The 23,152-nt window shown below is 72.3% G+C and carries 25 protein-coding genes; 2 read left to right on the plus strand and 23 right to left on the minus strand.

All coding sequences use genetic code 11. From position 1 onward, the window contains the following. From HYV93_06160 to HYV93_06210, 11 genes are all read right to left on the minus strand, one after another. Positions 1 to 206, minus strand: a 206-nt coding sequence (locus tag HYV93_06160; protein MBI2525549.1) for an isopropylmalate isomerase, incomplete at its 3' end; no start/stop codon positions are given. Continuing rightward, positions 203 to 1,606, minus strand: a complete 1,404-nt coding sequence (gene leuC, locus HYV93_06165) for a 3-isopropylmalate dehydratase large subunit (GenBank protein ID MBI2525550.1) — start codon at positions 1,604 to 1,606, stop codon at positions 203 to 205. The genes HYV93_06160 and leuC, both read right to left, overlap by 4 nt. A 58-nt stretch (positions 1,607 to 1,664) precedes the next feature. Next, positions 1,665 to 2,159: a CinA family protein gene (locus HYV93_06170; GenBank protein ID MBI2525551.1), complete on the minus strand. Its 495-nt coding sequence runs from the start codon at positions 2,157 to 2,159 to the stop codon at positions 1,665 to 1,667. Between the two features lie 50 nt (positions 2,160 to 2,209). Continuing rightward, positions 2,210 to 2,929, minus strand: a complete 720-nt coding sequence (locus HYV93_06175; GenBank protein ID MBI2525552.1) for a hypothetical protein — start codon at positions 2,927 to 2,929, stop codon at positions 2,210 to 2,212. Positions 2,930 to 2,933: 4 nt separating this feature from the next. Beyond that, positions 2,934 to 3,458 (minus strand): sigma-70 family RNA polymerase sigma factor, encoded by a 525-nt coding sequence (locus HYV93_06180; protein MBI2525553.1) that lies wholly within the window; start codon positions 3,456 to 3,458, stop codon positions 2,934 to 2,936. Between the two features lie 22 nt (positions 3,459 to 3,480). Then, positions 3,481 to 4,020, minus strand: coding sequence for a 2-amino-4-hydroxy-6-hydroxymethyldihydropteridine diphosphokinase (gene folK / locus HYV93_06185; GenBank protein ID MBI2525554.1), 540 nt, complete (start codon positions 4,018 to 4,020; stop codon positions 3,481 to 3,483). 11 nt (positions 4,021 to 4,031) lie between these two features. Further along, positions 4,032 to 4,319 carry a dihydroneopterin aldolase gene (locus tag HYV93_06190; protein MBI2525555.1) on the minus strand — a complete coding sequence of 96 codons (288 nt, stop codon included), beginning with the start codon at positions 4,317 to 4,319 and terminating at the stop codon, positions 4,032 to 4,034. 71 nt (positions 4,320 to 4,390) lie between these two features. After that, positions 4,391 to 5,554, minus strand: a complete 1,164-nt coding sequence (locus HYV93_06195) for an LL-diaminopimelate aminotransferase (GenBank protein ID MBI2525556.1) — start codon at positions 5,552 to 5,554, stop codon at positions 4,391 to 4,393. A gap of 14 nt (positions 5,555 to 5,568) precedes the next feature. Then, a complete protein-coding gene (locus HYV93_06200) occupies positions 5,569 to 6,342 on the minus strand; it encodes a fumarylacetoacetate hydrolase family protein (protein MBI2525557.1) in 774 nt (257 codons plus the stop codon). Then, entirely contained in the window at positions 6,339 to 7,142 is an 804-nt protein-coding gene (locus HYV93_06205) for a 4-hydroxy-tetrahydrodipicolinate reductase (GenBank protein MBI2525558.1), read from the minus strand. Before HYV93_06205 ends, HYV93_06200 begins: the two co-directional genes overlap by 4 nt. Positions 7,143 to 7,152: 10 nt before the next feature. After that, a complete protein-coding gene (locus tag HYV93_06210; GenBank protein MBI2525559.1) occupies positions 7,153 to 8,043 on the minus strand; it encodes a 4-hydroxy-tetrahydrodipicolinate synthase in 891 nt (296 codons plus the stop codon). Positions 8,044 to 8,210: 167 nt separating this feature from the next. Between HYV93_06210 and HYV93_06215 the strand changes: the two genes are divergently transcribed. Then, entirely contained in the window at positions 8,211 to 9,473 is a 1,263-nt protein-coding gene (locus HYV93_06215; GenBank protein ID MBI2525560.1) for a diaminopimelate decarboxylase, read from the plus strand. A 51-nt stretch (positions 9,474 to 9,524) separates the two neighbouring features. Here HYV93_06215 and HYV93_06220 read toward each other — a convergent pair whose 3' ends face one another. The 4 genes from HYV93_06220 to mltG are packed head-to-tail and all read right to left on the minus strand — an operon-like array spanning position 9,525 to position 13,895. Then, positions 9,525 to 10,604, minus strand: coding sequence for a hypothetical protein (locus tag HYV93_06220; GenBank protein ID MBI2525561.1), 1,080 nt, complete (start codon positions 10,602 to 10,604; stop codon positions 9,525 to 9,527). After that, complete coding sequence (gene argH / locus HYV93_06225; GenBank protein MBI2525562.1) at positions 10,601 to 12,010, minus strand: argininosuccinate lyase; 1,410 nt, start codon at positions 12,008 to 12,010, stop codon at positions 10,601 to 10,603. The genes HYV93_06220 and argH overlap by 4 nt, the downstream gene beginning before the upstream one ends. Before the next feature lie 28 nt (positions 12,011 to 12,038). Beyond that, positions 12,039 to 12,779, minus strand: coding sequence for a 1-acyl-sn-glycerol-3-phosphate acyltransferase (locus HYV93_06230; GenBank protein MBI2525563.1), 741 nt, complete (start codon positions 12,777 to 12,779; stop codon positions 12,039 to 12,041). 60 nt (positions 12,780 to 12,839) lie between these two features. Continuing rightward, the gene (gene mltG / locus HYV93_06235) at positions 12,840 to 13,895 is read right to left on the minus strand and encodes an endolytic transglycosylase MltG (GenBank protein MBI2525564.1); all 1,056 of its coding nucleotides are present in this window, start codon (positions 13,893 to 13,895) and stop codon (positions 12,840 to 12,842) included. Between the two features lie 142 nt (positions 13,896 to 14,037). Here mltG and HYV93_06240 point away from each other — a divergent pair, with 142 nt between their 5' ends. Next, a complete protein-coding gene (locus HYV93_06240) occupies positions 14,038 to 15,039 on the plus strand; it encodes a DNA-directed RNA polymerase subunit alpha (protein MBI2525565.1) in 1,002 nt (333 codons plus the stop codon). Here HYV93_06240 and HYV93_06245 read toward each other — a convergent pair. From HYV93_06245 to HYV93_06280, 8 genes are all read right to left on the minus strand, one after another. Then, positions 14,936 to 17,503 carry a DNA internalization-related competence protein ComEC/Rec2 gene (locus HYV93_06245; GenBank protein MBI2525566.1) on the minus strand — a complete coding sequence of 856 codons (2,568 nt, stop codon included), beginning with the start codon at positions 17,501 to 17,503 and terminating at the stop codon, positions 14,936 to 14,938. The genes HYV93_06240 and HYV93_06245 overlap by 104 nt on opposite strands. Position 17,504: 1 nt before the next feature. After that, positions 17,505 to 17,963, minus strand: a complete 459-nt coding sequence (locus HYV93_06250) for a helix-hairpin-helix domain-containing protein (protein ID MBI2525567.1) — start codon at positions 17,961 to 17,963, stop codon at positions 17,505 to 17,507. Between the two features lie 539 nt (positions 17,964 to 18,502). Beyond that, positions 18,503 to 19,639 (minus strand): zinc-binding dehydrogenase, encoded by a 1,137-nt coding sequence (locus HYV93_06255; GenBank protein ID MBI2525568.1) that lies wholly within the window; start codon positions 19,637 to 19,639, stop codon positions 18,503 to 18,505. Between the two features lie 95 nt (positions 19,640 to 19,734). Continuing rightward, positions 19,735 to 20,964, minus strand: coding sequence for an aspartate kinase (locus HYV93_06260; GenBank protein MBI2525569.1), 1,230 nt, complete (start codon positions 20,962 to 20,964; stop codon positions 19,735 to 19,737). 66 nt (positions 20,965 to 21,030) lie between these two features. After that, positions 21,031 to 21,693 carry a DUF3106 domain-containing protein gene (locus HYV93_06265; GenBank protein MBI2525570.1) on the minus strand — a complete coding sequence of 221 codons (663 nt, stop codon included), beginning with the start codon at positions 21,691 to 21,693 and terminating at the stop codon, positions 21,031 to 21,033. Between the two features lies 1 nt (position 21,694). After that, positions 21,695 to 22,048, minus strand: coding sequence for a hypothetical protein (locus HYV93_06270; protein ID MBI2525571.1), 354 nt, complete (start codon positions 22,046 to 22,048; stop codon positions 21,695 to 21,697). After that, positions 22,049 to 22,546: a zf-HC2 domain-containing protein gene (locus HYV93_06275; protein ID MBI2525572.1), complete on the minus strand. Its 498-nt coding sequence runs from the start codon at positions 22,544 to 22,546 to the stop codon at positions 22,049 to 22,051. It abuts the gene before it with no gap. Further along, positions 22,543 to 23,130 (minus strand): sigma-70 family RNA polymerase sigma factor, encoded by a 588-nt coding sequence (locus tag HYV93_06280; GenBank protein MBI2525573.1) that lies wholly within the window; start codon positions 23,128 to 23,130, stop codon positions 22,543 to 22,545. Before HYV93_06280 ends, HYV93_06275 begins: the two co-directional genes overlap by 4 nt. Positions 23,131 to 23,152: the final 22 nt, after the last annotated feature.

Genomic DNA, 23,152 nt, shown 5'->3' on the forward strand with positions numbered 1-23,152 from the left:
ACCGACGCGCCCTTGTAGACGGGCGAATTGAAGGGATGCTCGGGGTTCTGCTTCCTCGCGTCCTCGAAGGCGTGCTCGCCCATGCCCTCGAAGGTCACGGCCTTGAGGAAGCGCGCGGGGATGATGCGGTCGGTGTCGATGTCGTTGCCGGTGACGGGGATGCCGCGGCCCGAGATCTGGCGGCGCTTGAAATCAGTCGTGGTCATGCCAGAATCTCCCTCACGTCGGCGACGGCGCCGGTGATGGCGGCGGCCGCGACCATGGCCGGGCTCATGAGGAGGGTGCGCCCCGTGGGGCTGCCCTGGCGGCCGATGAAGTTGCGGTTGCTGGACGAGGCGCTCATCTCGCGGCCCTGGAGCTTGTCCTCGTTCATGCCGAGGCACATCGAGCAGCCGGCCTTGCGCCACTCGAAGCCTGCGGCCTGGAAGATCTCGTGCAGGCCCTCGGCCTCGGCGGCCTCGGCGACCTGCTGGGAGCCGGGCACGATGAGCGCGCGGACGTGGCGTGCGACCTTACCCTTCCTCGCCACCTCCGCGGCGGCGCGCAGGTCGGACAGGCGGCCGTTGGTGCAGGAGCCCACGAAGGCCACGTCGATCCTCGCGCCCTTGATCGGCTGGCCGGCCTGGAAGCCCATGTGGGCGAGGGCCTCGCGGAAGGTGGGCCGCTCGGGCTCGGGCTGGGCCTCGGGCGCCGGGATCTTCTGGCTGACGCCCACTGACATGCCCGGATTGATGCCCCAGGTCACCACGGGCTCGATGGCCGAGCCGTCGAGGCGCGCGACGTCGTCGAAGCTGGCGCCGGGCTCGGTGGCCATGGTCTTCCACCAGGCGGCCGCGCGGTCGAAGGCGGCGCCCGCGGGGGCATAGGGCCGGCCGCGGAGGTACTCGATGGTGGTCGCGTCGGGGTTGACGTAGCCGAAGCGCGCCCCGCCCTCGATGGACATGTTGCAGACGGTGAGGCGCTCCTCCATGGTCATGCGGTCGATGGTGTCGCCGGCGTACTCGTAGGCGTAACCCACGCCGCCCTTCACGCCGAGCTGGTTGATGATGGCGAGGATGACGTCCTTGGCATAGATGCCCCTGGCGAGCGATCCCTCCACGCGCACCTGGCGCAGCTTGGGCTTGGCCATGGAGAGGCACTGGGTCGCCAGGATGTCGCGCACCTGGGTGGTGCCGATGCCAAAGGCGATGGCGCCGACGGCGCCGTGGGTCGAGGTGTGGCTGTCGCCGCAGGCGATGGTCATGCCGGGCTGGGTGAGGCCCAGCTCAGGGCCGATCACGTGGACGATGCCCTGCTTGCCGCTCGCCATGTCGAAGAGCGGCAGGCCGAACTCCTTCATGTTCCGGTACATGTGCGCCGCCATCTCCTCCGCCATGGGGTCGGCGTAGGGGCGGCTCTGGTCCGTGGTCGGGATGATGTGGTCGAGCGTGCCGAAGGTGCGCTCGGGCATGCGCACCTTGAGCTTCAGGTCCCTGAGCATCTGGAAGGCTTGGGGGGTCGTCACTTCATGGATGAGGTGGAGACCGATCAGGAGCTGGGTCTGACCGGACGGCAGCGTCCGGACCGTGTGCGCTTCCCACACCTTGTCGAGCAGCGTGTGTGCCATGGAACTCCTCTTCGAGCGTGATAGAGCCGGGCTACCGGCTAGTGTAAACCCTTCGTGATCAGCGCGCGTCCTCGCTCAGGCAGGACTCCAAGAGCTCGAGGGCGGCGCGGCTGAAGGCCCACATGTTGGCCTCGCGGTCGGCGCGCCCCGTCTCGACGGTGCGGGCGCGCTCGATGGGCCCCGCCACCGCGATGCAGGTGTGGCCCGCGGCATCGCCGTAGCGGTTGCCGCTGGGCCCGGCCGCGCCGGTCTCGGCCAGCCCCCACGTCGCGCCGAGCCTCTCGCGCGCCGTCCGCGCCTTGAGGAGCGCATAGGCCTCGGTGCTCGAGCGGATGCCGCGCAGCGCCTCGTCGGGCACCGCGAGCAGGACCCGCCGCGCCGCCCGCGTGTAGATCACGCCCCCGCCCAGGAAATAGGCCGAGGCTCCGGGGATGGAGAGGAGGGCGGCGGAGATCAGGCCGCCGGCCGAGGACTCGGCCACGGCGACGGTATGCCCGCGGGCCACGAGGCGCGCGGCGACGGAGGCGGCCAGGGAGGCGAGCAGATCGGGCACGGCGCCGAGGATAGCACGGGACGCCCCGGGGGCCCGTGCCAGGTCAGGAATCAGAACACGGGCGACAGCTCGGTCTGCGAGCGCACCTTGACGAAGTACTCCTTGAGCCGCGTCACGTCGTCCTCGGAGACGAGGGCGGAGATCAGCGCGCAGAGGAGTCCCTTGTCCTTCCAGAGGATGAGGCTGAAGCCGTTCTCCCGACGGATGAGCGGGCGCCAGCGGTCGATCTGGACCCGGCCCTGCTCGGGCAGGGGCACGCCGCCGCCGGGGACGATGATGTAGGTCACGGCATGGCCGTCCCTGTCCATGTAGCCCAGCGACATGCCGCGGTGTCCCTCCACGTAGGTCGGCTGGGCGTTCACGAGGCGGATCTGCTCGTCCCCCGTGAAGACCCAGTTCAGGATCACGCCGCTCTCCTCCATGACGCGGGGCAGGGCCGCCGGGACCACGTCGGGCTCGCGCTGGGCCCAGCTCAGCGTGCGGGCGTGCTCCGTGACGACGGCGCGGGCGATCTGCTGGATGGGGTCCACGGAGCGGATCGCGGGCAGCCCGGTCGCCATCCACATGACCATCACCATGGCGGTGGCCAGCGCGGCCACCGACGGGGCCAGCCACGCCCAGCGCCAGCGCGGCTGGTGCTCCTCGGGCATGAGCACCCGCCGCACCGCGGCCCGCAGCTCGGGCGGAGCGGGATGGCGCGGCAGCCGCTCTCTCAGCCAGCGGCCGACCTCCGCGTCGTCGCCGGGCAGGTTCTGGGCTTCGGGGCACATGGTCTCAGGCCTTCTGCTCTCGTCCGTAGTCCTTCAGGTATTCGCGCATCCGCTCCTTGGCCCGGAAGATGCGCGACTTCACCGTCCCGACCGGGCAGTCCATGATCCGCGCCACATCCTCCAGGGGGAACCCTTCCACCTCGGCCAGCAGCAGCGGGGTCTTGAACTCTTCCGGAAGCCGGGCCAGGGCCCGCTCGAGGTCGGTGTGCACCTCGGTGCTGGCGCCGCCCTCATCCGGGGCATCGTGGAACATGGGCGCCCCGCCCGCCGGAACGCCGTCCTCGGAGAGCGCCGGCTCGCGCTCCCGCAGCCGGTAAAAGGTGAGGAACGTATTCCTCAGGATCTGAAACAGCCAGGCCCTGAGATGGGTTCCCCGCTCGAAACGATGGGAGAAACGCATCGCCCGGACATAGGTCTCTTGCACCAGATCCTGGGCCTCCGAGCCGTTCCGGGTCAGATAGACCGCGAGGTTGTGGAGTGCGTCCAGGTGCTGGAGGGCCTCCTGGCGAAACTCCTCGTCGGGGTTCATCGCGGGCTCGACCGCCCGGGCCTCACCGCTCGAACCAGCGGCGCGGCAGGCTGGTCATCTGCACCTCGTGCTCGTCCGAGAGGCCGGCCAGGAGGGCCTCGGCCGTCCGGTAGAGGGTGGGGTGCTCCCAGTCGGGCGCCAGATCGGCCAGGGGTCTCAGCACGAAGGCGCGCTCGTGCATGAGGAGATGCGGGATGCTGAGCTCGGCGGTGGCGCTGATGACCTTGTCACCGTAGCCGAGGATGTCGATGTCGAGCGTCCGCCGCTCGTACCGGCCATCCTCGGGCGTGCCGGCGACCCGCACCCGCCCCAGCGCCCGCTCGATGCCCTGGAGCTCGTCGAGGAGTGCCCTCGGCGGCACCGAGGTCTCGATGGCCACCACGCAGTTGAAGAACGACGCCTCCGGATCCGCCGCCTCACCGGGGTTCGCCTCCCAGGGCTCGGTCTGGTACAGGGGCGAGGCGTCCAGGAACTGCACGGCGGGGAGGCGCCGGAGCCGCTCCACGGCCTGGCGCAGGCACTCGAGCCGGTCACCGAGGTTGGAGCCGAGGCCAAGGAACACCCTGGCCACGGTCAGCGCTCGCGGGTCACTTCCACCCCCGGAGTCGCATGCAGACCCTCCATGGGTGGCGTCAGCTTCCGCACCCGCACCCGGACCTGCCGGCAGGGGAATTCCCCGAGCAGCGTCTGGGCCAGCCCCCCGGCGAGGCGCTCGAGGAGATTGACCCGCTCCCGCGTGCACACTTCCACCACCCGGGCCGCCACCGCTCCGTAGTCCACCGTGGCCCGCAGGTCGTCGGACACCGCCGCCGGAGCGAGATCCACGTGAAGCTCCACATCCACCGAGAACCAGGCGCCCACCGTCTGCTGGGCGCGGGTGACGCCATGGTGGCCGTAGAACCGGACGTCCTCGAGGAAGATCTTGTCGGAGGTCAGAGCTTGAGCCTCTGGAGCCGCTCCATGGCCTCCGCCAGCCGCTTGGCCTCGATCGTCAGCGCGATGCGGTAGAAGCCCTCGCCGGAGGGCCCGAAGCCGACCCCTGGGGTCACGACGCAGGCGGCCTCCTCCAGCAGCCGGGCCGCGAAGCTGCGCGAGTCGAGCCCTCCCGGCGTGGGCGCCCAGACGAAGAAGGCGGCCCGGGGGACGTCCACCTCCCAGCCGAGAGCCCGGAGCCCGGCGACGACGACGTCGCGGCGCTCCTGGTAGATGCGCCGGTACTGCTCGGCGACGTCCTGTGGCCCGCTGAGCGCGGCGATGGCCGCCTCCTGTATCGCCTGGAAGACCCCCGAGTCCACGTTGGTCTTGACCTTGCCGAGCCCCGCCACCGCCTCGGCATTGCCGACGATGAAGCCCACGCGCCAGCCGGTCATGGAGTAGGTCTTCGACAGCGAGTGGAACTCGACGCCGATCCCGCCGGCCCCCGGCGTCTCCAGGAAGGAGGGGGGGCGGTAGTCATCGAAGCGCAGCTCGGAATACATCGCGTCGTGGCAGACGAGAATGCCGTGGGCCCGGGCGAACTCCACGACGCGCGCGAAGAACTCGCGCGTCGCCGTGGCGGCCGTGGGGTTGTTCGGGTAGTTCAGGTACATGAGCTTGGCCCGGCGGGCGATGGCGGGGGGAACCGCGTCGAGATCGGGCATGAACCCATTCTTCCGCAGGAGCGGCATGAAGTGGACCTCGCCGCCCGCGAACCAGGTGCCCGCCGCGTACACGGGGTACCCCGGGTCGGGCACCAGCACCACGTCGCCGGGGTTGACGAAGGCCAGCGGCATGTGCGCCGTGCCCTCCTTGGACCCGACGAGCGCGAGCACCTCCGTCTCCGGGTCCAGGACCACGCCGAAGCGCCGCCGGTACCAGTCGGCCGCGGCGGTGCGGAACTCGATCATCCCCTCATAGGAGGGGTAGCGGTGATGCTCCGGGTTCTCGGCGCCGCGCTTGAGGGCCTCGACGACATGCGGGGGCGTCGGCAGGTCGGGATCGCCGATGCCCATGTCGATGAGGTCGGCGCCCCGCGCCCGCGCCTCGCGCTTCTTCCTGTCGATCTCGGCGAAGAGGTAAGGGGGGAGCCGCTTCAGGCGCTCCGCCAGCTCCGGGATCCTGGAACCGTGTGTCACGCTATCGCCTCCTGGAGCCTGATCACGGGATTGACGAGGCTCCCGATGCCTTCGATGCGAACCTCCACCCTGTCGCCGGGCTGCATGGGGCCGATGCCCGCCGGGGTGCCGGTGGCGATGACGTCTCCCGGGAGGAGCGTCATCACCGCCGAGATGCGCGCCACCAGCTCCTCGACGGGGAAGATGAGGTTCTTGGTGCTGGACGCCTGCTTGCGCTCGCCGTTGAGGAAGCTCTCGATCTCGAGCCCCCCCGGGTCCAGGTCGGTGGCGATGCAGGGGCCCAGGGGGCAGAAGCTGTCGAAGCCCTTGGCCTGGGTCAGCTGCCCGTCCCGCACCTGCAAGTCCCGCGCGGTGACGTCGTTCAGGCACGCGTAGCCCAGCACATGCTCCCGCGCGCGCCCCGGAGGCACGTGGCGCGCCCGCTTCTTGATGACCACGGCCAGCTCGGCCTCGTAGTCCACCCGCGTGGACTGGGCGGGGTAGACGATCGGGTCGCCGGGACCGATGAGCGCCGAGGGGGGCTTGAGGAAGATGAACGGCTGGGTCGGCACGGGGAGGCCCACTTCCTCGGCGTGGTCGCGGTAGTTGAGCCCGATGCCCACGATCTTGCCAGGCAGGAGCGGGCTCAGCAGCACGGTCTGGCGGAGGGGGTACCGCTTCCGCCCCTTCTTGAACGTCCCGAACGGGGTGCCGGCGTACTCGATGACGTGGGTGCCCTCGATGACGCCGTAGCGCGTCTTGCCCGCCGCCTTGAACCGGACGATCTTCATGTCAGCCCGAGGACGTCCTCCATCGAGTAGAGTCCCGGGCGCGCCTCCGCCACGAACCGGGCCGCGCGGAGCGCGCCCCGGGCGAAGGTGTCCCGGCTGTGAGCGCGGTGGGTCAGCTCGAGCCGCTCGCCGAGCGCGCCGAAGGAGACCGTGTGCTCGCCCACCACGTCGCCGGAGCGCTGGGCGAGGATCCCGATCTCGCCGCGGGTCCGCTCCCCCGGCAGCCCGTGGCGCCCGTAGACGGCCGCGCGGGTGAGATCGCGCCCGAGCGCCTGCGCCACGACCTCCGCCAGGCGGAGCGCCGTGCCGCTGGGGGCGTCCTTCTTGAAGCGGTGGTGGACCTCCGTGATCTCCACGTCGTAGTCCTCCCCCAGGAGCCGGGCCATCTCGCGGAGCACGCGGAAGGCCACGTTGACTCCCACGCTCATGTTGGGGGAGAGGAGGACGGCCGCCTCCCGCGCCAGGAGCTCGATCTCGTGCCGCTGGGTGGCGGAGAAGCCGGTGGTGCCGATCACCGCGCGCCCGCGCTGCCGCGCGACCGCGCGCAGGTGGGCGAGGCTCGCGTCCGCCACGGAGAAGTCGATGAGGATGCGGTCGGGGCCGAGGAGGCCATCGGGGTCGCCCGAGATCGGCACGTTCACGCGCCCGATGCCCGCCACCTCCCCCGCGTCCCTGTGAAGGGCGGGGTGGCCCGGTGCCTCCAGCGCCCCCACCAGCCGGAGATCGCGCTCGTCCTGGAGCAGGGCGACGAGACGGCTCCCCATGCGGCCGGCCGCGCCGGCGATCACCACGTCTGGCATGGCGGCGGGATCAGCCCGGGAGGAGGCCCTGCTGCTTGAGGACGGTCCGGAGGCGCTCCCGGTTGCCGTCCGACATGCGGCACAGCGGCAGGCGGAACTCGGGCTCGAGCCTGCCCATCATGGCCATGGCTTCCTTGACCGGGATGGGGTTGGTCTCGATGAACATGGCGCGGCAGAGCGGGAAGAGCCGCAGGTGGATCTCCCGGGCGAGCTTCCAGTCTCCGGCCAGCGCCGCATGCGTCAGCTCCGCGGTGTCCCGCGGAACGATGTTCGCGATCACCGAGACGACCCCGCGTCCCCCGACGGACATGAGCGGCAGCGTGAGGGTGTCGTCGCCCGAGAGGACCGAGAAGTCCGGGCCGCAGGCCAAGAGCACCTGGGTCATCTGGTCGAGCGACCCCGAGGCTTCCTTCACGCCCACGATGTTCGGACAGCCCTTGGCCAGGCGCTGGAGCGTGTCGGTCTCGACGTTGACCGCCGTCCGGCTCTGGATGTTGTAGACGAGGATCGGGATGTCCACCGCCTCGGCCACGGCCCGGAAATGGCGGTAGAGTCCCTCCTGGGTCGGCCGGTTGTAGTACGGGTTCACCACGAGCGCGCCGTGCGCGCCGGCCCCCTTCGCGTGGCGGGTGAGATCGATGGCCTCGGCCGTGGAGTTGGAGCCGGTGCCCGCGATGACCGGGATCCGGCCGCCGGCGGCCTCCACGACCACCTCCACGACGCGCTTGTGCTCGTCGTGGGACAGGGTCGGGGACTCCCCGGTGGTGCCGCAGGGGACGATCGCGTCCGTGCCGCTCGACGCGTGCCACTCCACGAGCTCCCTGACCTTGGCCTCGTCCACCGCCCCATTGCGGAACGGGGTCACCATCGCGACGATCGAGCCCTGGAATGTGCGTCGCATCACCAAGTCCTCCGTCATGCTCGTGCCGGACGGGATTCCGGCGCCGCGGGATTTGTCCGACTCTAGCACCACACCCCGAACCACTTCAAGCGGACGCCTCCCGTGGCCGTCGCGCCGCCAGCTGGGGTATCATGGCCCGGCTGTCATCCCGGGAAGGAGGAGCCGGCATGTCCCCAACGTCCGCGGGCGGCGCGCGCCCGTTCCTCACCGCCGAGCGGGCCGCCGAGGTGCGCCGCTGCTTCGGCACGCCGAGCTACGTCTACGATCGCGCCACCCTCGAGACGGCCGCGCGCGAGGCGCTGGCCATGCCGGCGCCGTTCGGGCTCACCGTCCGCTACGCGATGAAGGCCAATCCCAGCCGCGGCATCCTGGCGCTCTTCCGCGACCTCGGATTGCACATCGACGCCTCCAGCGATCACGAGGTGGAGCGGGCGCTCCGCGCGGGGTTCCGTCCCGACGCCATCCAGCTCACCTCCCAGCTCCCGTCCCGGCGCCTCGGCGAGCACGTGGCCCGCGGCGTCCGGTTCAACGCCTGCTCGCTGCATCAGCTCGCCGAGTTCGGTCGCATCGCCCCCCGCCACGAAGTCTCCGTCCGCATGAACCCGGGGCTCGGGACCGGCTCGACCAAGCGGACCAACACGGGCGGCCCCGCCTCGAGCTTCGGGATCTGGCACGAGCACCTCGACGAGGTGAAGGCGATCGCGGCGCGCCACGGCCTCGGGATCACGCGGCTGCACACCCATGTGGGCTCGGGCACCGACCCCGAGGTGTGGAACCGCTGCGCTCTGATGACCCTCGATCTCGCCGCCGAGCTCCCGGATGTCAGCGCCGTCAATCTCGGCGGGGGATTCAAGGTGGGCCGCATGCCGGAAGAGCCCTCGGTGGACCTGGCGGAGGTCGGCGCCCATGTCCGCCGCGAGCTGGAGGGGTTCCGCCGGCGGCATGGCCGCGAGCTGAGGCTCGAGATCGAGCCCGGCACCTACCTGGTGGCGCTGGCCGGGGCGGTCGTGGCCACCTGCGTGGACGTGGTGGACACGGGGCGCGAGGGCTATCTCTTCGCCAAGCTCGACACCGGCATGCCGGAGATCGCGCGGCCCTCGCTCTACGGCGCCCAGCACCCCATCGACGTGCTCGCCACGGGCCGCGAGCCGGCGGCGGTGGTCTTCGTGGGCCCGTGCTGCGAGTCCGGCGACATCCTCACGCCGGCGCCGGGGGATCCGGAGGCCCTGGCGCCGCGCTGGGTGCCGCGGCCGGAGATCGGCGACCTGGTGGTGGTGGGGGGAGCCGGGGCCTACTGTGCCGCGATGGCGACCATCAACTACAACTCCTATCCGCAGGCGCCGGAGGTGATGCTCGAGCCCGACGGGACGCTGCGCCTGCTCCGCGGCCGGCAGAGCCTGGAGCAGATCTGGCAGAACGAGGTCGACTGAGGGCTCTCGCGGAATACCGTGCCCGCGAGGCGCCGGACAGCCGCGTCCCGGTCACGGGACGACGACGGTGACCTCGTTGGAGCGGGGGCTCTCGTTCGGGGTCCGCGCCCGGTCCAGTGCGGTCACGGCATACCGCAGGCGGGCGCCAGCGGTGACCTCGCGGTCGACGAACACGGTGTTGACGGCGGCCGTGGTGCCCACGCGCAGGAAGGCGCCGCTCCCGGTCGCGCGGTAGATGGCGTAGACCGCCACGTCGGCGTCCGGACTGGGACTCCAGGCGAGCCGCACCGCCGTCGGGGAGGGGATGGCCGCGAGGTTGGCGGGCGGGCTCGGAGGCGTCATGTCCACGGGCGTGACGGCGACCGGCGCGGAGGCCTCGCTGCGCGCCGTGCCCGTCCCCACGCTCCGCACGGCGCGGATGGCGTACCGGTAGGTGGTCTCGTTCTCGAGGCCCGTGTCGGTGAACGTGGTGGCGGCGAGGGGCTCCGGCGTGATCGGCGCCAGGGGGGCCTCCGCGCCCGCGGCGCGGAGGATGACGTAGTGGATGTCGCCCCCGAGGGCGCTGCCGTCGATGAGGCGTGCCGGGGCCTCCCAGCGCAGGCGCACCTGTCCCTCGCCCGGGGCCGCGGCCAGGTTGCGCGGGGGGGCCGGCGCTGCCAGGTAGCCCACGACGAGCCGCTCGGAGGGCGCGCTCGAGCGCCCCGTGGCGTCCAGCGCGGTGACCACGTAGACGTACTGGCGGCCGAAGGCGAGGCCCCGGCGATCCACCCACTGGACGCTGTCGCCCCGGACCACCGCCGGCTCGGGGGCTGCCAGCCGGATCGCGGCGATCTCCTCGTAGCCCACCACCTGGCCCCGGGAGACCATGGCGGACCTGAGCGGCGCCCCCTCGACCGCCTCGCGGCGATGGAGCTTGACCGTCGCCAGGTCCCGGAGCCGCGTGCCGTCCATCCGCGTCTTCGGGTTGACCCAGCGGAGCACGATGGCGTCCGCGTCGACGGAGGCCTCCAGCGCCGACGCCGCGGCGGGAAGCCGCCGCTCCGGCGCCACGGGCGGCCCCTTCTTGCCGCAGCCGGCGGGACCCACGCCCAGCAGCGCCAGCGCCGCCAGAGCCCAGGCCAGACGCCTCACCCGCGCCAGCCCTTCTCCACGAGCGCCCGGGCGGCGGCCAGGGCGCGCTTCACCTCGTCGGGGGCCGTCCCGCCGAGCACCGCCCGCGCAGCGAGCGAGGCCTCCACGGTGAGGGCGCGGTGCACGTCGGCCTCGATCAGCCGTGAGAACCCCCTGAGATCCTCCAGCGTGAGGTCCCCCAGCTCCTTGCCCTGCGCCAGGCCGTGGCGCACGGCGCGGCCCACGACCTCGTGCGCCTCCCGGAAGGGCAGCCCCTTGCGCACGAGGTAGTCCGCCAGGTCGGTGGCGGTCGAGTAGTTGGCCCCGGCGGCCTCGCGCATGCGCTCGACCTTGAAGGTGAGGGAGCGGAGCATCGGCGGCACCACGGCCAGGACGGCGCGCAGCGTGTCCACGCTGTCGAAGAGCGGCTCCTTGTCCTCCTGCATGTCGGAGTTGTAGGTGAGCGGGAGGCCCTTGAGCGTCGCGAGTACCGCCACGAGGTTGCCGTACAGCCGCCCCGACTTGCCGCGGATCAGCTCGGCCACATCCGGGTTCTTCTTCTGCGGCATGATGGACGAGCCCGTCGCGAAGGCGTCGGAGAACTCCACGAAGCCGAACTCGCTGGTGGCCCAGAGCGTGAGGTCCGCCGCCAGCCGCGAGAGGTGCATGCCGACGATGGCGGCGTGGGAGAGGAACTCGACGACGAAGTCGCGGTCGCTCACGGCGTCCATGCTGTTGGGGCTCGCCACGGTGAAGCCCAGCTCCTGCGCCAGCGTCTCCCGGTCGATGGGGAAGGCCGTCCCCGCCAGCGCCGCCGCGCCCAGCGGCAGCACGTTCACGCGCGCCCGGCCGTCGCGCAGGCGATCGCGGTCGCGCTGGAGCATGACGACGTAGGCCAGCAGGTGGTGGGAGAGGAGGACCGGCTGCGCCCGCTGGAGATGCGTGTAGCCGGGCATGGCCGCGCCGAGATGCTCCTCGGCGCGATCGAGGAGCGCCTGCTGGACCTCCCGCACGCCCTCGTCCACCCGGACGATGACCTCCCGCAGGTAGAGGCGCTCGTCCAGCGCGATCTGATCGTTGCGCGAGCGGCCCGTGTGCAGCTTGCCTCCCACGGGCCCGGCCAGCTCCACGAGCCGGCGCTCGATGTTCATGTGGATGTCCTCGAGCTCGCGGCGGAACGGGAAGCGCCCCTCGGCCAGCTCCGCGCGGACGGCCGCGAGGCCGTCGAGCAGCGCGGTGAGCTCCCCCTCGCTGATGAGACCGGCCCGGGCGAGGGCGCGGGCCCACGCGGCGCTGCCCTCGATGTCGTGGGGCCACAGCCGGCGGTCGAAGGCCAGGGAGGCGGTGAATGCCTCGGCCTCCGGGTCCTGCCCCTGGGCGAAGCGCCCCGCCCAGGGCTTGCCGGCTCCGGGGCTCACGAGAGGGATCCAGCCCCGACCGTCGGCCGGCGGGCGGTCAGCGCCAAGCGCGGGCCTCGCGCATGGGCTCGGGGCCACGGTCCAGGAGCGCGGCGATCTGAGCCATGACGCGCCGGGTGAACTCCTCGCGATCGTCGCGCGTCGCGCGCCGATGCCGCGGGAGGGTTGCGTGCACCGGCGGCCCGAAGGACACCGACAGCGGGTGCCGCCGGGGCAGGTAGAAGCGCTGACCGGCGAGGGCCTCGAACGTGCCCCGGATGGCGGCAGGAACCACGGGTGCCCCCGACCGGAGCGCGATGGTGGCCACGCCCGGCTGGCCGGGCATGAGGCGGCCCTGGCGACTGAACGGCCCCTCGGGGAAGATGCCCAGGACGCCGCCGTCCTCCAGCACCCTGAGCGCGCGCTTGATGGCCCCGGGGTCGGGACGCTGGAGGTTGATGGGGATGGACCGGATGTGACGATGGAAGGCCGGATGAAGCGGGCTCGCGCGGTACACGCGCGGCATGACGAGGAACGCGATGGGCTTCGGCAGCGCCACGCCCAGCACGACGCCATCCAGGTAGTTGTGGTGGTTGGCCGCCAGGATGAAGGGTCCCGAGGGGGGGAGGTGCTCGGTGCCCTCCACCGCCAGGTCGAACCAGACGCGCAGCACCGGGGCGCACCCCGTCCGCAGGAGCCGGTAGAGGAGCGGGAAACCCTCGCCATCGCGGCACGGCGCGGGCAGAGCCGCCGGCCGCGGCAGGATGGACACCGCGCTCCGGTCCTCCGCTGATGTCATGACGCGGTCGGTTATAGCACTCGCTGCTCGCTCAGACAAGGAAGGCGCGGGCGTGCCCCGTCAGCGCGGTCTCGCCAGGCGGTACCTCGCCACGGCGCTGTTGTGGTCTTCGAGGCTGCTCGAGAAGTGGTGGCGCCGATCATCCATCGAGACGAAGTAGAGATAGTCCACCCGCGCGGGATTGACCGCGGCCTCCATGGCCGCGCGCCCGGGGCTGGCGATGGGCCCCGGCGGCAGGCCCACACGCCGGTACGTGTTGAACGGCGAGTCCACCTGCAGGTCCTCCCGCGACAGCGCGCGGCCGTTCTTGCCGATGGCGTACTGCACGGTCGGGTCGGCCTGCAGCGGCATGTCGCGCTTGAGCCGGTTCCAGAACACGGCCGAGATGAGCGGCATCTCACTCCGCTCCACGGCCTCCTTCTCGATGATGGAGGCCAGCGTCAGCAGCTGGTGGACGCCGAGCTCACGCGCCCGCGCCTGCTCGCGCAGCTCCGGCGTCATCCGCTCCCGCATCCGCGCCACCATCCGCGCCAGCAGCTCCTCCACCGTCACGCCCTTCACGAACTGGTAGGTGTCGGGGAAGAGGTAGCCCTCCGCGCTGTCGGCGTCGATGTCGAGCCGTCGGAGGACGACACGGTCGTGGGCCGCCCGGAGCACGTCCCGGGCCGGGGCGAGCCGCTCCGCCTCGAGGAGGCGCGCCAGATCCTCCAGGGTCGCTCCCTCGCGGAGGAGGACGGTGCGCTGGCGGATCCGCCCGGCCTCGAGGAGCGCCAGCACGTCCAGCGTGGTCGCGCCCTGGGGGAACTCGTACTCGCCCGCCTTGAGGGCGCGGGCGCTGCCCCGGATGACGGAGAGCAGCGTGAAACCGAGGGGACTCCGGATCACGCGGGCCTCGCCGAGCCGCCGGGCCATGGACAGGAGTCCCGTCTGGGCCGGGATCTCAACCACCTGGCTCCCGTGGGCGAGCCCCGGGGCGGCGGTGGAGACCCACCACGCCTGGAGGCCGAGGAAGAGCAGCAGCGCCGCCGCGGCGCTCCCGAGCGCCGCCCGCCGGGTGCGGCCGGGGCGCTGGGGGGCGTCGCCACGGCTCGCGGAGAACCACGCTCGCCCCATCATGATTTCGTGTTATCTTGCCTGGACTTCGCGGCCCAGTCAACGAAGTGGGGCCTCGGAGCCCCCGCGGGCTCCCCTTCCGGGGCTTTGCTGGTATAATGGCTGACCGGGGCGCCGCCGCTCGACCGTCCCAGGAGGAATTCCCATGCTGCAGTTGACGCTTCCGGTCCGCCACGAATGGCTCACCAGCGAGCGCGCGTACGGCAAGATCGCGGTGGAGCCGTTCGAGCCGGGCTTCGCGCTCACGGTGGGCAACGCCTACCGTCGGGTGCTCCTCTCCTCGATCCACGGAGCGGCCCCCACGTGGGCCAAGATCGAGGGGGTGCTCCACGAGTTCTCCTATCTCCAGGGCGTGAACGAGGACATCCTCGACATCATCATGAACCTGCGGAAGGTGATCTTCGCCCTGCACGTGAACCGGCCGAAGATCCTGCGGCTGAAGGCGCAGGGGCCGCGCACCGTGACGGCGGGGAACTTCGAGCCCGACGCCGACGTGGACATCCTCACGCCGGAAGTGACGCTGGCGACGCTGGACAAGGACGGCAGCCTCGACCTGGAGCTGTGCGTGGAGCGCGGCCGCGGCTACCAGGCCGCCGAGCGGCGCGAGCCGGAGGCCCTGGCCATCAACGCCATGCTCATCGACTCGAACTTCTCCCCCGTGAAGCGCGTCAACTTCCACGCTGAGCCGCTGCCGGGCGGCGCCGAGGAGCGCCTCCTCCTGGAAGTCTGGACCAACGGCAGCGTGACCCCCGAGGCCGCCGTGGCCGAGGCCTCGCGGATCCTGGAGGACCAGTTCGCCCTGCTCGTGGACTTCCCGCATACCCCGCCCGAGGAGGAGCACGGGCGGGAAGAGGGGGCCGAGCCGCCGCCCAGGATCGAGCTGAACGAGCATCTCTTCCGCAACGTGGACGAGCTCGAGCTGTCGGTACGCGCCTCCAACTGTCTCAAGACGGCCAACATCCGCAGCATCGCCGACCTCGTGCAGAAGACCGAGTCGGAGCTGCTGAAGACCAAGAACTTCGGGAAGAAGTCTCTGAACGAGATCAAGACGATCCTGGGAGAGATGGGGCTCTCCCTGGGCATCCGGCTTGATCCCGAGGAGCTGGAGCGGCTGCGCGCGCAGTACGAGCGCGCCTTCGAGGGCTAGCCTTCCTGCCCGCTCCCGCGCGTCCCACCACGGCCCCCGGGCCCCCGCCGGGGGCCGTGGTGTCTTCAGGGACGGCCTCGGGGTCCAGGTCGAGCCGCTCCGTGATCCCGCGGGCCCACCGCGTCGTCCACAGCCGCGACCCGTCGGTTTCCAGGATGACGGCGCCGTCCCGGTCCGTGCGGTAGACGCGCGCCCCCGCGGCGGCCAGCCGCCCCAGGGTCTCGACGGCCGGATGGCGGAAGGGGTTGCGCACCCCCGCCGAGACCACGGCGACGCCGGGCCGGGCGACCTCGAGGAAGGGGTGGTTCGTCGCGAGGCGGCTGCCGTGATGGGCGACCTTCAGCACGATGCTCCGGAGCGGGGGGCTGCGGTCCAGCAGGGCGGTCTCACCGTCGAGGCCGAGGTCGCCCGTGAGCAAGAGGGAGAGGCCGCGCCAGTCGAGCCTCAGGACGAGGGAATGGTCGTTGTCGGTCACCGGCGCGCTCGCGGGGGCGCGAGGCGCATCCGGCGAGGGGGGCGCGGGGTTCAGGACCGTGACGAGCGCCGACCCGACCCAGATGCGCTGCCCCGCCGACAGGACGCGGCGGGGCGCCCCCGAGCGCTCCATCGCGCGCACTGTCTCCTCGCTGCCCGCGTGCCACCGGCCGTTCTCCCACACCTCGCCGACCCGGAAGCCCCGCATGATCGCGGCCAGCCCGCCCGCGTGATCGGCATCGGAATGAGTGGCCACCACCACGTCCAGCCGCCGCGCCGGCAGGTTCCACAGGAACGGCGCCACCACGCGCTCGCCCGCGTCGAAGCGCCCGGCGCCTCCCGTGCCCCCGTCCACGAGCATCCGATGCCCCTCCGGGAGATCGATCAGCGCCGCGTCGCCCTGGCCCACGTCGAGGAAGACCACTCTCAGCCGGCCGTCGCCCGGGCGGAGCCAGGGCCAGGCCGACAGCGCCACCGCCAGGGCGAGGCAACTTGCCGCCGCACTCCGCGTCCAGGGCATGGCGCTGGCATGGGGCAGCAGGAGCAGGGCTGCGTACCACGTCGCGATGGCGGCCCAGCCGGGCGCCGGCAGGTGCACCATGGCCGCGGGGACGGCCGCCGCCGACCAGACCGCGAGGCGGAGCAGGAGCAGGAGGGCCCACAGCGCATCCAGGAGGAGGCCGCCCAGCGCCTCGCTCAGTGCGGCCACGACGACGGCGAGGAGGCCGAGCGTGGTGGCCGCTCCCGCCAGCGGAACCACCGCGAGGTTGGCCGCCACTCCGACGAGCGAGAGCTGGTTGAAGTGGGCGGCCATGATCGGGGTGACGGCCCCCTGGGCGGTCAGGCTCACGGCGACGGCCACGGCGAGGACGCGTGGCCAGCGGCGAGCCTCCAGCGCTGCCTGCAGGACGGGAGCCGCGTGGACGATGCCGGCGGTGGCGGCGAAGGAGAGCTGGAAGCCCGGATCCCAGAGATCGGCCGGGCGCCAGGCCAGCAGCAGCAGCGCCGCCAGCCCGAGGGCATTGCCCACCCGCGACTCACGCTCGAGCAGCATCCCGAGGAGAATCAGGAGCCCCATGACCGTGGCCCGCAGGACCGAGGCCTGCCCGCCCACGACGAGGGCGAAGCCGGCGAGGACCGCCCCGGCGACGATCGCCGTCGCGCGTCGGGGCACGCCGAGGAGGGAGAGCGTCACGAAGACGGAGGCGGCGACGAGCGCGACGTTCGAGCCGGAGACGGCCAGCACGTGATAGACACCGGCGCGCCGGAAGGCCTCGTCCGTCTCCCTCGGCATGGCGCTCCGCTCGCCCAGCACGAGCCCAGCCAGGAGGGCCGCCGAGCCCTCCGGGAGCCGCGCCCGCATCGTCGCCACCGCCCATCGCCTGACGCGCACGGGCCACGGCGGCGCGTCCACCGTGAGCGCCCCCAGCCGGTCGCCGCGGCCGCTGCCGACGAGGGCGATGCTCTCGCGGCGCAGGTGCGCCGGATAGTCGAAAGCCCCGGGGTTCCTGAAGCCCACGGGCGGGTGGAGCCGGACATGCGCCCAGAGGCGCTGCCCCTCTCCCAGGGCCTCGGCGCTCTCGCCGTAGATGGTGAGCAGCAGCCGTCCCGTGGCCGGCCGACGGGCCTCGCCGTCCCAGACCGCATCCACCTCGAGGAGGAGGCGCATCCGGTCGGGAGCCCAGCGCAGCGGCTCCTCCGCGAGCGTCCCCTCCACCGTGACCGGTCCCTCTCCTGCCAGGGCCGTGATGTGCTCGGGCGGCAGCGGCTGGGGATGGACGCGCAGCAGCGCGACGGCGCCCACGGCGAGGAGGAGGCCGGCCGTGGCGACGCGCTCGTGACGAAGCGCGAGCGCCGTGGCCGCGGCCGCCAGCAGGCCGCCGGCGCCGGCGATGAGCCATGGCGTGGGGACGGTCAGCCACGCGCCCGCGGCGACGCCGGCCGCCCAGGCCAGCGCCAGGGGCACCAGGGGCGCCCCGGCGGCGCCCATCCTAGTCGCCCACGGAGATCAGATCGCGCAGGGCGGCGAGCCTCTTCGCGCCGAGGCCCAGCACCTGGCGCAGCGCCTCGGGGGAGTCGAAGCGCCCGCGGCGCTGGCGCTCCTCGACGATGCGCCGGGCGAGGCCCGGGCCGATGCCGGGCAATCGGGCGATCTGCTCCGCATCCGCCTGGTTGACATCGAGCGGGCGCGGGTCCGCCGTGACGGGATCGGACGGCTGGCCTGGCTCGTCCGCCGGGCGGGACGATCCGGCCCCCCGCCGCGGTCGGGCCTCGCGCGCCGGGGGCGGCGGCGGAGGCGGCAGCGGGGTGACCGGCTCCTCGCGGTCGAAGGACTCGAGTCGCTCCGCCCACTCGGGGAAACCGGCGCGCCACTCGCGCACGGCGAGCCCGAGAAGGAGCAAGGCCGCCACCGCGAGGAGGAGGCGGAGCTGAGGGCGCGGGTAGAGCATCACGCTCACCCTGCCATCGCCGCCGGCGCGCGACTAGAGTGTCAGATCAGATACGCCCCGCAGAGTTGCTAGCGCGTGACGCCCTGCTTGGCCCGCGTGAGCCACACCTGCGCCAGGTCGGCATCGGCCCAGCCGTGGGACCGGAGATGGGCCACCCAGGCCTTCACGGTGGCTGCAGGGACCTCGGTCTCGTCCCGATCGACTTCGATGCGGTCGGGGCAGGGCTGACGGCTCGTGCGTTCCGAAGCTGGGGCCGATTCGGTAGGTTTCATGCGCAGTTCCCTTCCTCGCCCGGCAGATGGAGTCCGGCGAGGCCGACGGTGGGACGGGGAGCTACCGGCGAGGACGCGCGAGGGTAGCGGGGACGCCGGCCCCGCCATTCTCTTCCGCGAAGAGGATCTCAGTATACAGGGAACGGGGCTCGCGTCGGCCTGCGATCTCCTGGCGGAGGAGGCGGACTGCAGCAGCCTGCGGATGCGCGCGGCCACGTCCTGCGCCGAGGCAGCCCACCACGGAGCTGGGCAGCGGCGGCGACGGGGTCAGGGGGTGAGCGCGGCGCGCGTGAGGGTGAGCGTCTCCTTGTTGTGCCACTCGCTGGCCGCGAAGGCCTCGTTGATCCGCTCGAGGGGGTACTTGTGGGAGAGGATCCGGTCCCACGGCCAGCGGCTCTTGGTGCGCGCGAGGAAGTCCAGCGCCCGCGGGATGACCCACGGGTCGTACTGGAAGACACCCACGATCTTCTTCGAGCCCCAGACGAGGAGAGAGGGCTCCAGCTCCACCTTGGCGCCGCGGCTGATGGTGCCGATCTCGATGTAGGTGCCGCCGGCGCGCAGCATGTCGATCCCCTCCGGGATGACGGCGGGGAAGCCCACGAGGTCGCAGGCCACGTCGGCGCCAACGCCGTCGGTCCACTGGCGCACGAGCCGGAGGCGCTCCTTCCGGTCGGGGACCTCGCGGATGTTCAGCGTGTGGTCGGCGCCGAAGGCCCGGGCCAGCTCGAGCCGACCGGGGAGCTGGTCCACCACGATCACGCAGGACGCGCCCATGTCCTTGGCGACGGCGGCGGCCTGGACCCCGAGCCCGCCCGCGCCCTGGATCAGCACGCGGTCCCCCAGGCGCACGCCCGCCACGGTGAGGCCGTAGATCACCTGGGACAGGGCGCAGTTGACGGGAGAGACCACGTCGTCGGAGAGCCCGTCGGGCACCTTGAAGACGGCGCCGCCCGGGCGGAGATAGTAGTGGTCCGCGAAGGCCCCGTGCAGGTGCGGGAAGACGGAGGCGCCCACGGGCCGCTCGATCTTGTGGCGGCAGGCCGCCGGCTCCTTGTGCAGGCACGCATGGCAGCGGCCCAGGCACGCATAGCAGCGGCCGCACGGGTAGAAGTAGGCATAGGCCACGCGGTCGCCTTCCTTGAGGGGCCGGCCGAGCGAGTCCGTCTTGATCCGGGAGCCGAGGCGGGCGACGCGGCCCGTCATCTCGTGACCGAAGATCCAGCCGTCCTCGGGGTACTTGAGGGGGGCGTCCCCCCGCCAGAAGTGGAGATCGGAGCCGCAGATGTTCGCCACCGTGACGCGGACCAGGATGCCCTCCGGCTCCAGCTCGGGGATGGGCACCTCGCGCAGCTCGAAGGGCCGGCCGGGACCGAAGAAGACGGCGGCGCGGGCTGTCTCCGGCATCTCAGGTCCTTTGTCTCGCTTGAGTGTAAATGACTTCGGTCTGGCGGTTCGGCCTCTTCGCGCAAGCGCTCATCGGGGCGTCCCCTTTCACCGTCTCAGCCTCTGCGCTCCCTGGCAAGATCGAAGGCGTCGTGGAGCGCGCGGACGGCGAGCTCCGTGTACTTGTCCTCGATCACGCAGGACACGGCGATCTCGGAGGTGGAGATCATCTGGATGTTGATCCCTTCCTTGGAGAGCGTGGAGAACATCTGCGCGGCCACGCCCGCGTGGCTCCGCATGCCCACGCCCACGATGGAGACCTTGGCCACCCGGTCGTCCGCGGCCACGCCCGCCGCCCCGATGTCCTGCGCCTGCCGGGCCAGCACCTGCTCGGCGCGCGCGCGGTCGGCGCGCGGGAGGGTGAAGGAGATGTCGGTGAAGCCGTCGCGGCTGATGTTCTGGACGATCATGTCCACGACGATGCCCTGGGCGCCCAGGGCCCCGAAGACCTGCGCGGCGATGCCGGGCCGGTCGGGCACGCGGAGGATGGAAACCTTGGCCGGGCCCCGGTCATGCGTGATGCCGGTGACCACCACCTCTTCCATGCTGTGATCCTCCCTGGTCACGAGCGTGCCCGGGTCCGGCTTGAACGTGGAGCGGACGTGGACCGGCCCCCCGAACTTCTTGGCGAACTCGACGGAGCGCGACTGTAGCACCTTGGCGCCAAGGCTCGCCATCTCGAGCATCTCGTCGTAGGAGACGCGCGGGAGCTTTCGCGCCTCGGGTACCACGTTGGGGTCGGCCGTGTAGACGCCGTCCACGTCGGTGAAGATCTCGCAGACGTCGGCCTTGAGGGCGGCGGCCAGCGCGACGCCTGTGAGGTCCGAGCCCCCGCGCCCCAGCGTCGTGATCTCGCCCGCCTCCGTCATGCCCTGGAAGCCGGCCACCACCACGATCTTCCCCGCGGCGAGCGCCGCGGCGATGCGCTCGGCGCTGATGCGCTTGATGCGGGCCTTGGTGTGGACGGCATCCGTGATCAGGCCCACCTGGGGCCCGGTGAAGGAGCAGGCGGGGTGGCCGAGGCTCTGCAGCGCCATCGCCAGGAGCCCGATGGTGACCTGCTCGCCGGTGGCCAGCAGCATGTCCATCTCGCGCGGGTCCGGGGTTGGCGTGATCGCGGAGGCCAGGGCGACCAGGGAGTCGGTGGTCTTGCCCATGGCCGAGACGACGACCACCACGCGATCCCCGTGGCCCGCCGACTCGGCCACCCGCCGGGCGACGTTCTTGATCTTCTCGGGATCGGCGACGGAGGAGCCGCCGTACTTCTGGACGATGAGGAGGCCCATGACAGAGAGGCATCCTACACGAGATCCGCCGGCCGAAAAAGAGCCGGACGCGCCGCAGGCGGAGCGCTACCGGCCCGGCCGCTCGGGCCCGGGCGGATGCGGGCCTGGCAGGCCGGGCCTGCCGCGGCGCGGGAGCTCCTCCCGGCGCGGCAGGCCCTGGCCGCCCTGCCGCTCGCGGCGCTCCCGCCACACTTCGCGCGCACGCTGGCGCTCCGCGGGGGTCATGGCACGCCAGCGCTCCAGATTCCGCTCCACGCGCTGGCGCTCCTCCGGCGTCATGGCCTGGTACTGGCGGAAGCGCTGGAGGAGCTGCTGCTGTCGCTCGGGGGGCAGCCGCCGGAAGCGCTCGTGGGCGGTCTCCAGCTCGCGCTGGCGCTCCGCCGGTAGCGAGTTCCACCGCTGGAGGTCCTCGAGGATCCTGGCGCGCTCGGGCGGGCTCAGCTTCCCCAGCCGCTCCTGGTTCTGCCGCGCCGCCCTGCGCTCCTCCGGGGTCAGCGACTTCCAGTGCCGGTAGTTGTCAAGGACGCGCTGGCGCTCGGCGGGAGGCAGGGCCCGCCAGCGCTCCAGATTCCGCCGGACGATCTCCTGTTCCTCGGGGGAGAGCCGCTCGAGCCCCTGGATCCCTGGCTCGGAGGGCTGGCCCCGCGGCGGCAGCTGGGCCAGCGGCGCACCCGTGTCGGCCATCAGCATGGCCGCCGCCAGCGTCGCCACCCACAGGAGCCTCACCATCTCACTTCACCTCCTTCGAGGACTGCGTCGCAGGCGAGGACCGCGTCGCAGGCTGCCCGGACCCCGTGGGCGCCGCCTGGGGCGGCGGACTCTCCAGGAAGCGGAGCGCCTCGAGCACGCGGAGCTGCTCCAGCAGCCGGAGCCGCTTGCCGACCTCGCGGTCACGCGCGTAGTCGCCGCTGTTCAGGACGTCGAGGTCCCGCAGCATCTCGGCGTCGAGCCTTCCCGCCGGGGCCGGCTGCGCCCCGGCGCCCCGCGCCGCCGGGATCAGCCCGAGCAGCGCCAGCAGGAGCGCCGCGAGCCGGGAGCCGCCCCGGCCCCGGGGTCCCGGCCGCGGCTCGCCGGCGACGCGCACTCACCCCTCACTGGTGAGCGGCAGGCGATCGAGCCCGCCGATCACGTCGAGGTCCTCGAGGAGCTCCAGCCGCTGGACGATCTGCAGCCGCGAGATGAGGTCGAGCCGGCTCGCGAGGATCGCGTTCTCGATGGCGGCCTGATCCCCCTGGGTCGGCCCCCACCCGTTTCCGCCGGGCAGGCCGACGTAGAGGAGCACGCCCACGAGTCCGGCTGCCAGGGCCACCGGCACGGGCGGCCAGGCCCAGCGGCGGAGGAAGCCCGGCCGGGCCCGTCGCCTGCGATCGGCGAGCTTCTCCCTGAGCTCGGCCCGGTAGGCGCCCCAGTGAATGGGCGGCGCCGCCGGTCGCGCCAGCTCCGCCGCCAGCCGCTCGAGCTCGCCGAGGGCGGCCCGACAGGCCGCGCAGGCGGCCATGTGTGCCTGCACCTCGCGCGCCTCGGCCGGCGGGAGCTCGCCGCGCAGGTAGGGAACCAGGCGGTCGTCGGCATGACCGGTCACGGCGCGCTCCCGATGCGCCGCCTCAGCGTCGTGAAGGCGCGGTGCAGGTGCACACGCACCGTCGCCTCCGACAGGCTCAGCACCTCGGCGATCTCCTTGGTGGGCAGCCCCTCCCGGCAGGAGAGCAGCACGGCCGCGCGCTGCTGCTGCGAGAGCTCCTCCACGGCCTTCCAGAGCCGGCTCATGCGGCGGTCCTCGTCCACGGCATCCCCGGGATCGGTGAAGGGCGCCGGCTGCCGCGCCACGGGATCGCGGTCCGCCGTGTCGGCCGTGGCGGGATCACGCCAGGACAGGAGCCGACGCCAGCCCCGGCTGCGGCGCCGGTGGTCCAGGCAGCAGTTGACCAGGATGCGGTAGAACCAGGTGGAGAACTTGGCCTGCCCGGCGAAGGTGCGCGCCGACTCGTGCAGCCTGATGAAGGCCTCCTGCGAGCAGTCCTTGGCGTCTTCACGGTCCCGCAGCATGGACCACGCGATCCGGTAGGCACGCTCCTGGTACCGCTCCACGAGGAGATCGAAAGCCCCAGGCTCCTGGACGCCGACGCGACGGCAGAGCGCTTCATCCGAGATCTCGACGGGTTCCACTCGGCCCGATCTTCCCACACGC

It is taken from the genome of Candidatus Rokuibacteriota bacterium (assembly GCA_016188005.1).
Classification (GTDB): Bacteria; Methylomirabilota; Methylomirabilia; order Rokubacteriales; family CSP1-6; genus UBA12499.

What these genes read in the sequence shown, in the direction of transcription:
- leuC (MBI2525550.1), bottom strand. Translation starts at nt 1,606, where the DNA reads ATGGCACACACGCTGCTCGACAAGGTGTGGGAAGCGCACACGGTCCGG.
- HYV93_06175 (MBI2525552.1), bottom strand. Translation starts at nt 2,929, where the DNA reads ATGTGCCCCGAAGCCCAGAACCTGCCCGGCGACGACGCGGAGGTCGGC.
- HYV93_06180 (MBI2525553.1), bottom strand. Translation starts at nt 3,458, where the DNA reads ATGAACCCCGACGAGGAGTTTCGCCAGGAGGCCCTCCAGCACCTGGAC.
- HYV93_06200 (MBI2525557.1), bottom strand. Translation starts at nt 6,342, where the DNA reads ATGAAGATCGTCCGGTTCAAGGCGGCGGGCAAGACGCGCTACGGCGTC.
- HYV93_06205 (MBI2525558.1), bottom strand. Translation starts at nt 7,142, where the DNA reads ATGCCAGACGTGGTGATCGCCGGCGCGGCCGGCCGCATGGGGAGCCGT.
- HYV93_06210 (MBI2525559.1), bottom strand. Translation starts at nt 8,043, where the DNA reads ATGCGACGCACATTCCAGGGCTCGATCGTCGCGATGGTGACCCCGTTC.
- HYV93_06215 (MBI2525560.1), top strand. Translation starts at nt 8,211, where the DNA reads ATGTCCCCAACGTCCGCGGGCGGCGCGCGCCCGTTCCTCACCGCCGAG.
- HYV93_06230 (MBI2525563.1), bottom strand. Translation starts at nt 12,779, where the DNA reads ATGACATCAGCGGAGGACCGGAGCGCGGTGTCCATCCTGCCGCGGCCG.
- mltG (MBI2525564.1), bottom strand. Translation starts at nt 13,895, where the DNA reads ATGATGGGGCGAGCGTGGTTCTCCGCGAGCCGTGGCGACGCCCCCCAG.
- HYV93_06240 (MBI2525565.1), top strand. Translation starts at nt 14,038, where the DNA reads ATGCTGCAGTTGACGCTTCCGGTCCGCCACGAATGGCTCACCAGCGAG.
- HYV93_06245 (MBI2525566.1), bottom strand. Translation starts at nt 17,503, where the DNA reads ATGGGCGCCGCCGGGGCGCCCCTGGTGCCCCTGGCGCTGGCCTGGGCG.
- HYV93_06250 (MBI2525567.1), bottom strand. Translation starts at nt 17,963, where the DNA reads ATGCTCTACCCGCGCCCTCAGCTCCGCCTCCTCCTCGCGGTGGCGGCC.
- HYV93_06255 (MBI2525568.1), bottom strand. Translation starts at nt 19,639, where the DNA reads ATGCCGGAGACAGCCCGCGCCGCCGTCTTCTTCGGTCCCGGCCGGCCC.
- HYV93_06260 (MBI2525569.1), bottom strand. Translation starts at nt 20,964, where the DNA reads ATGGGCCTCCTCATCGTCCAGAAGTACGGCGGCTCCTCCGTCGCCGAT.
- HYV93_06265 (MBI2525570.1), bottom strand. Translation starts at nt 21,693, where the DNA reads ATGGTGAGGCTCCTGTGGGTGGCGACGCTGGCGGCGGCCATGCTGATG.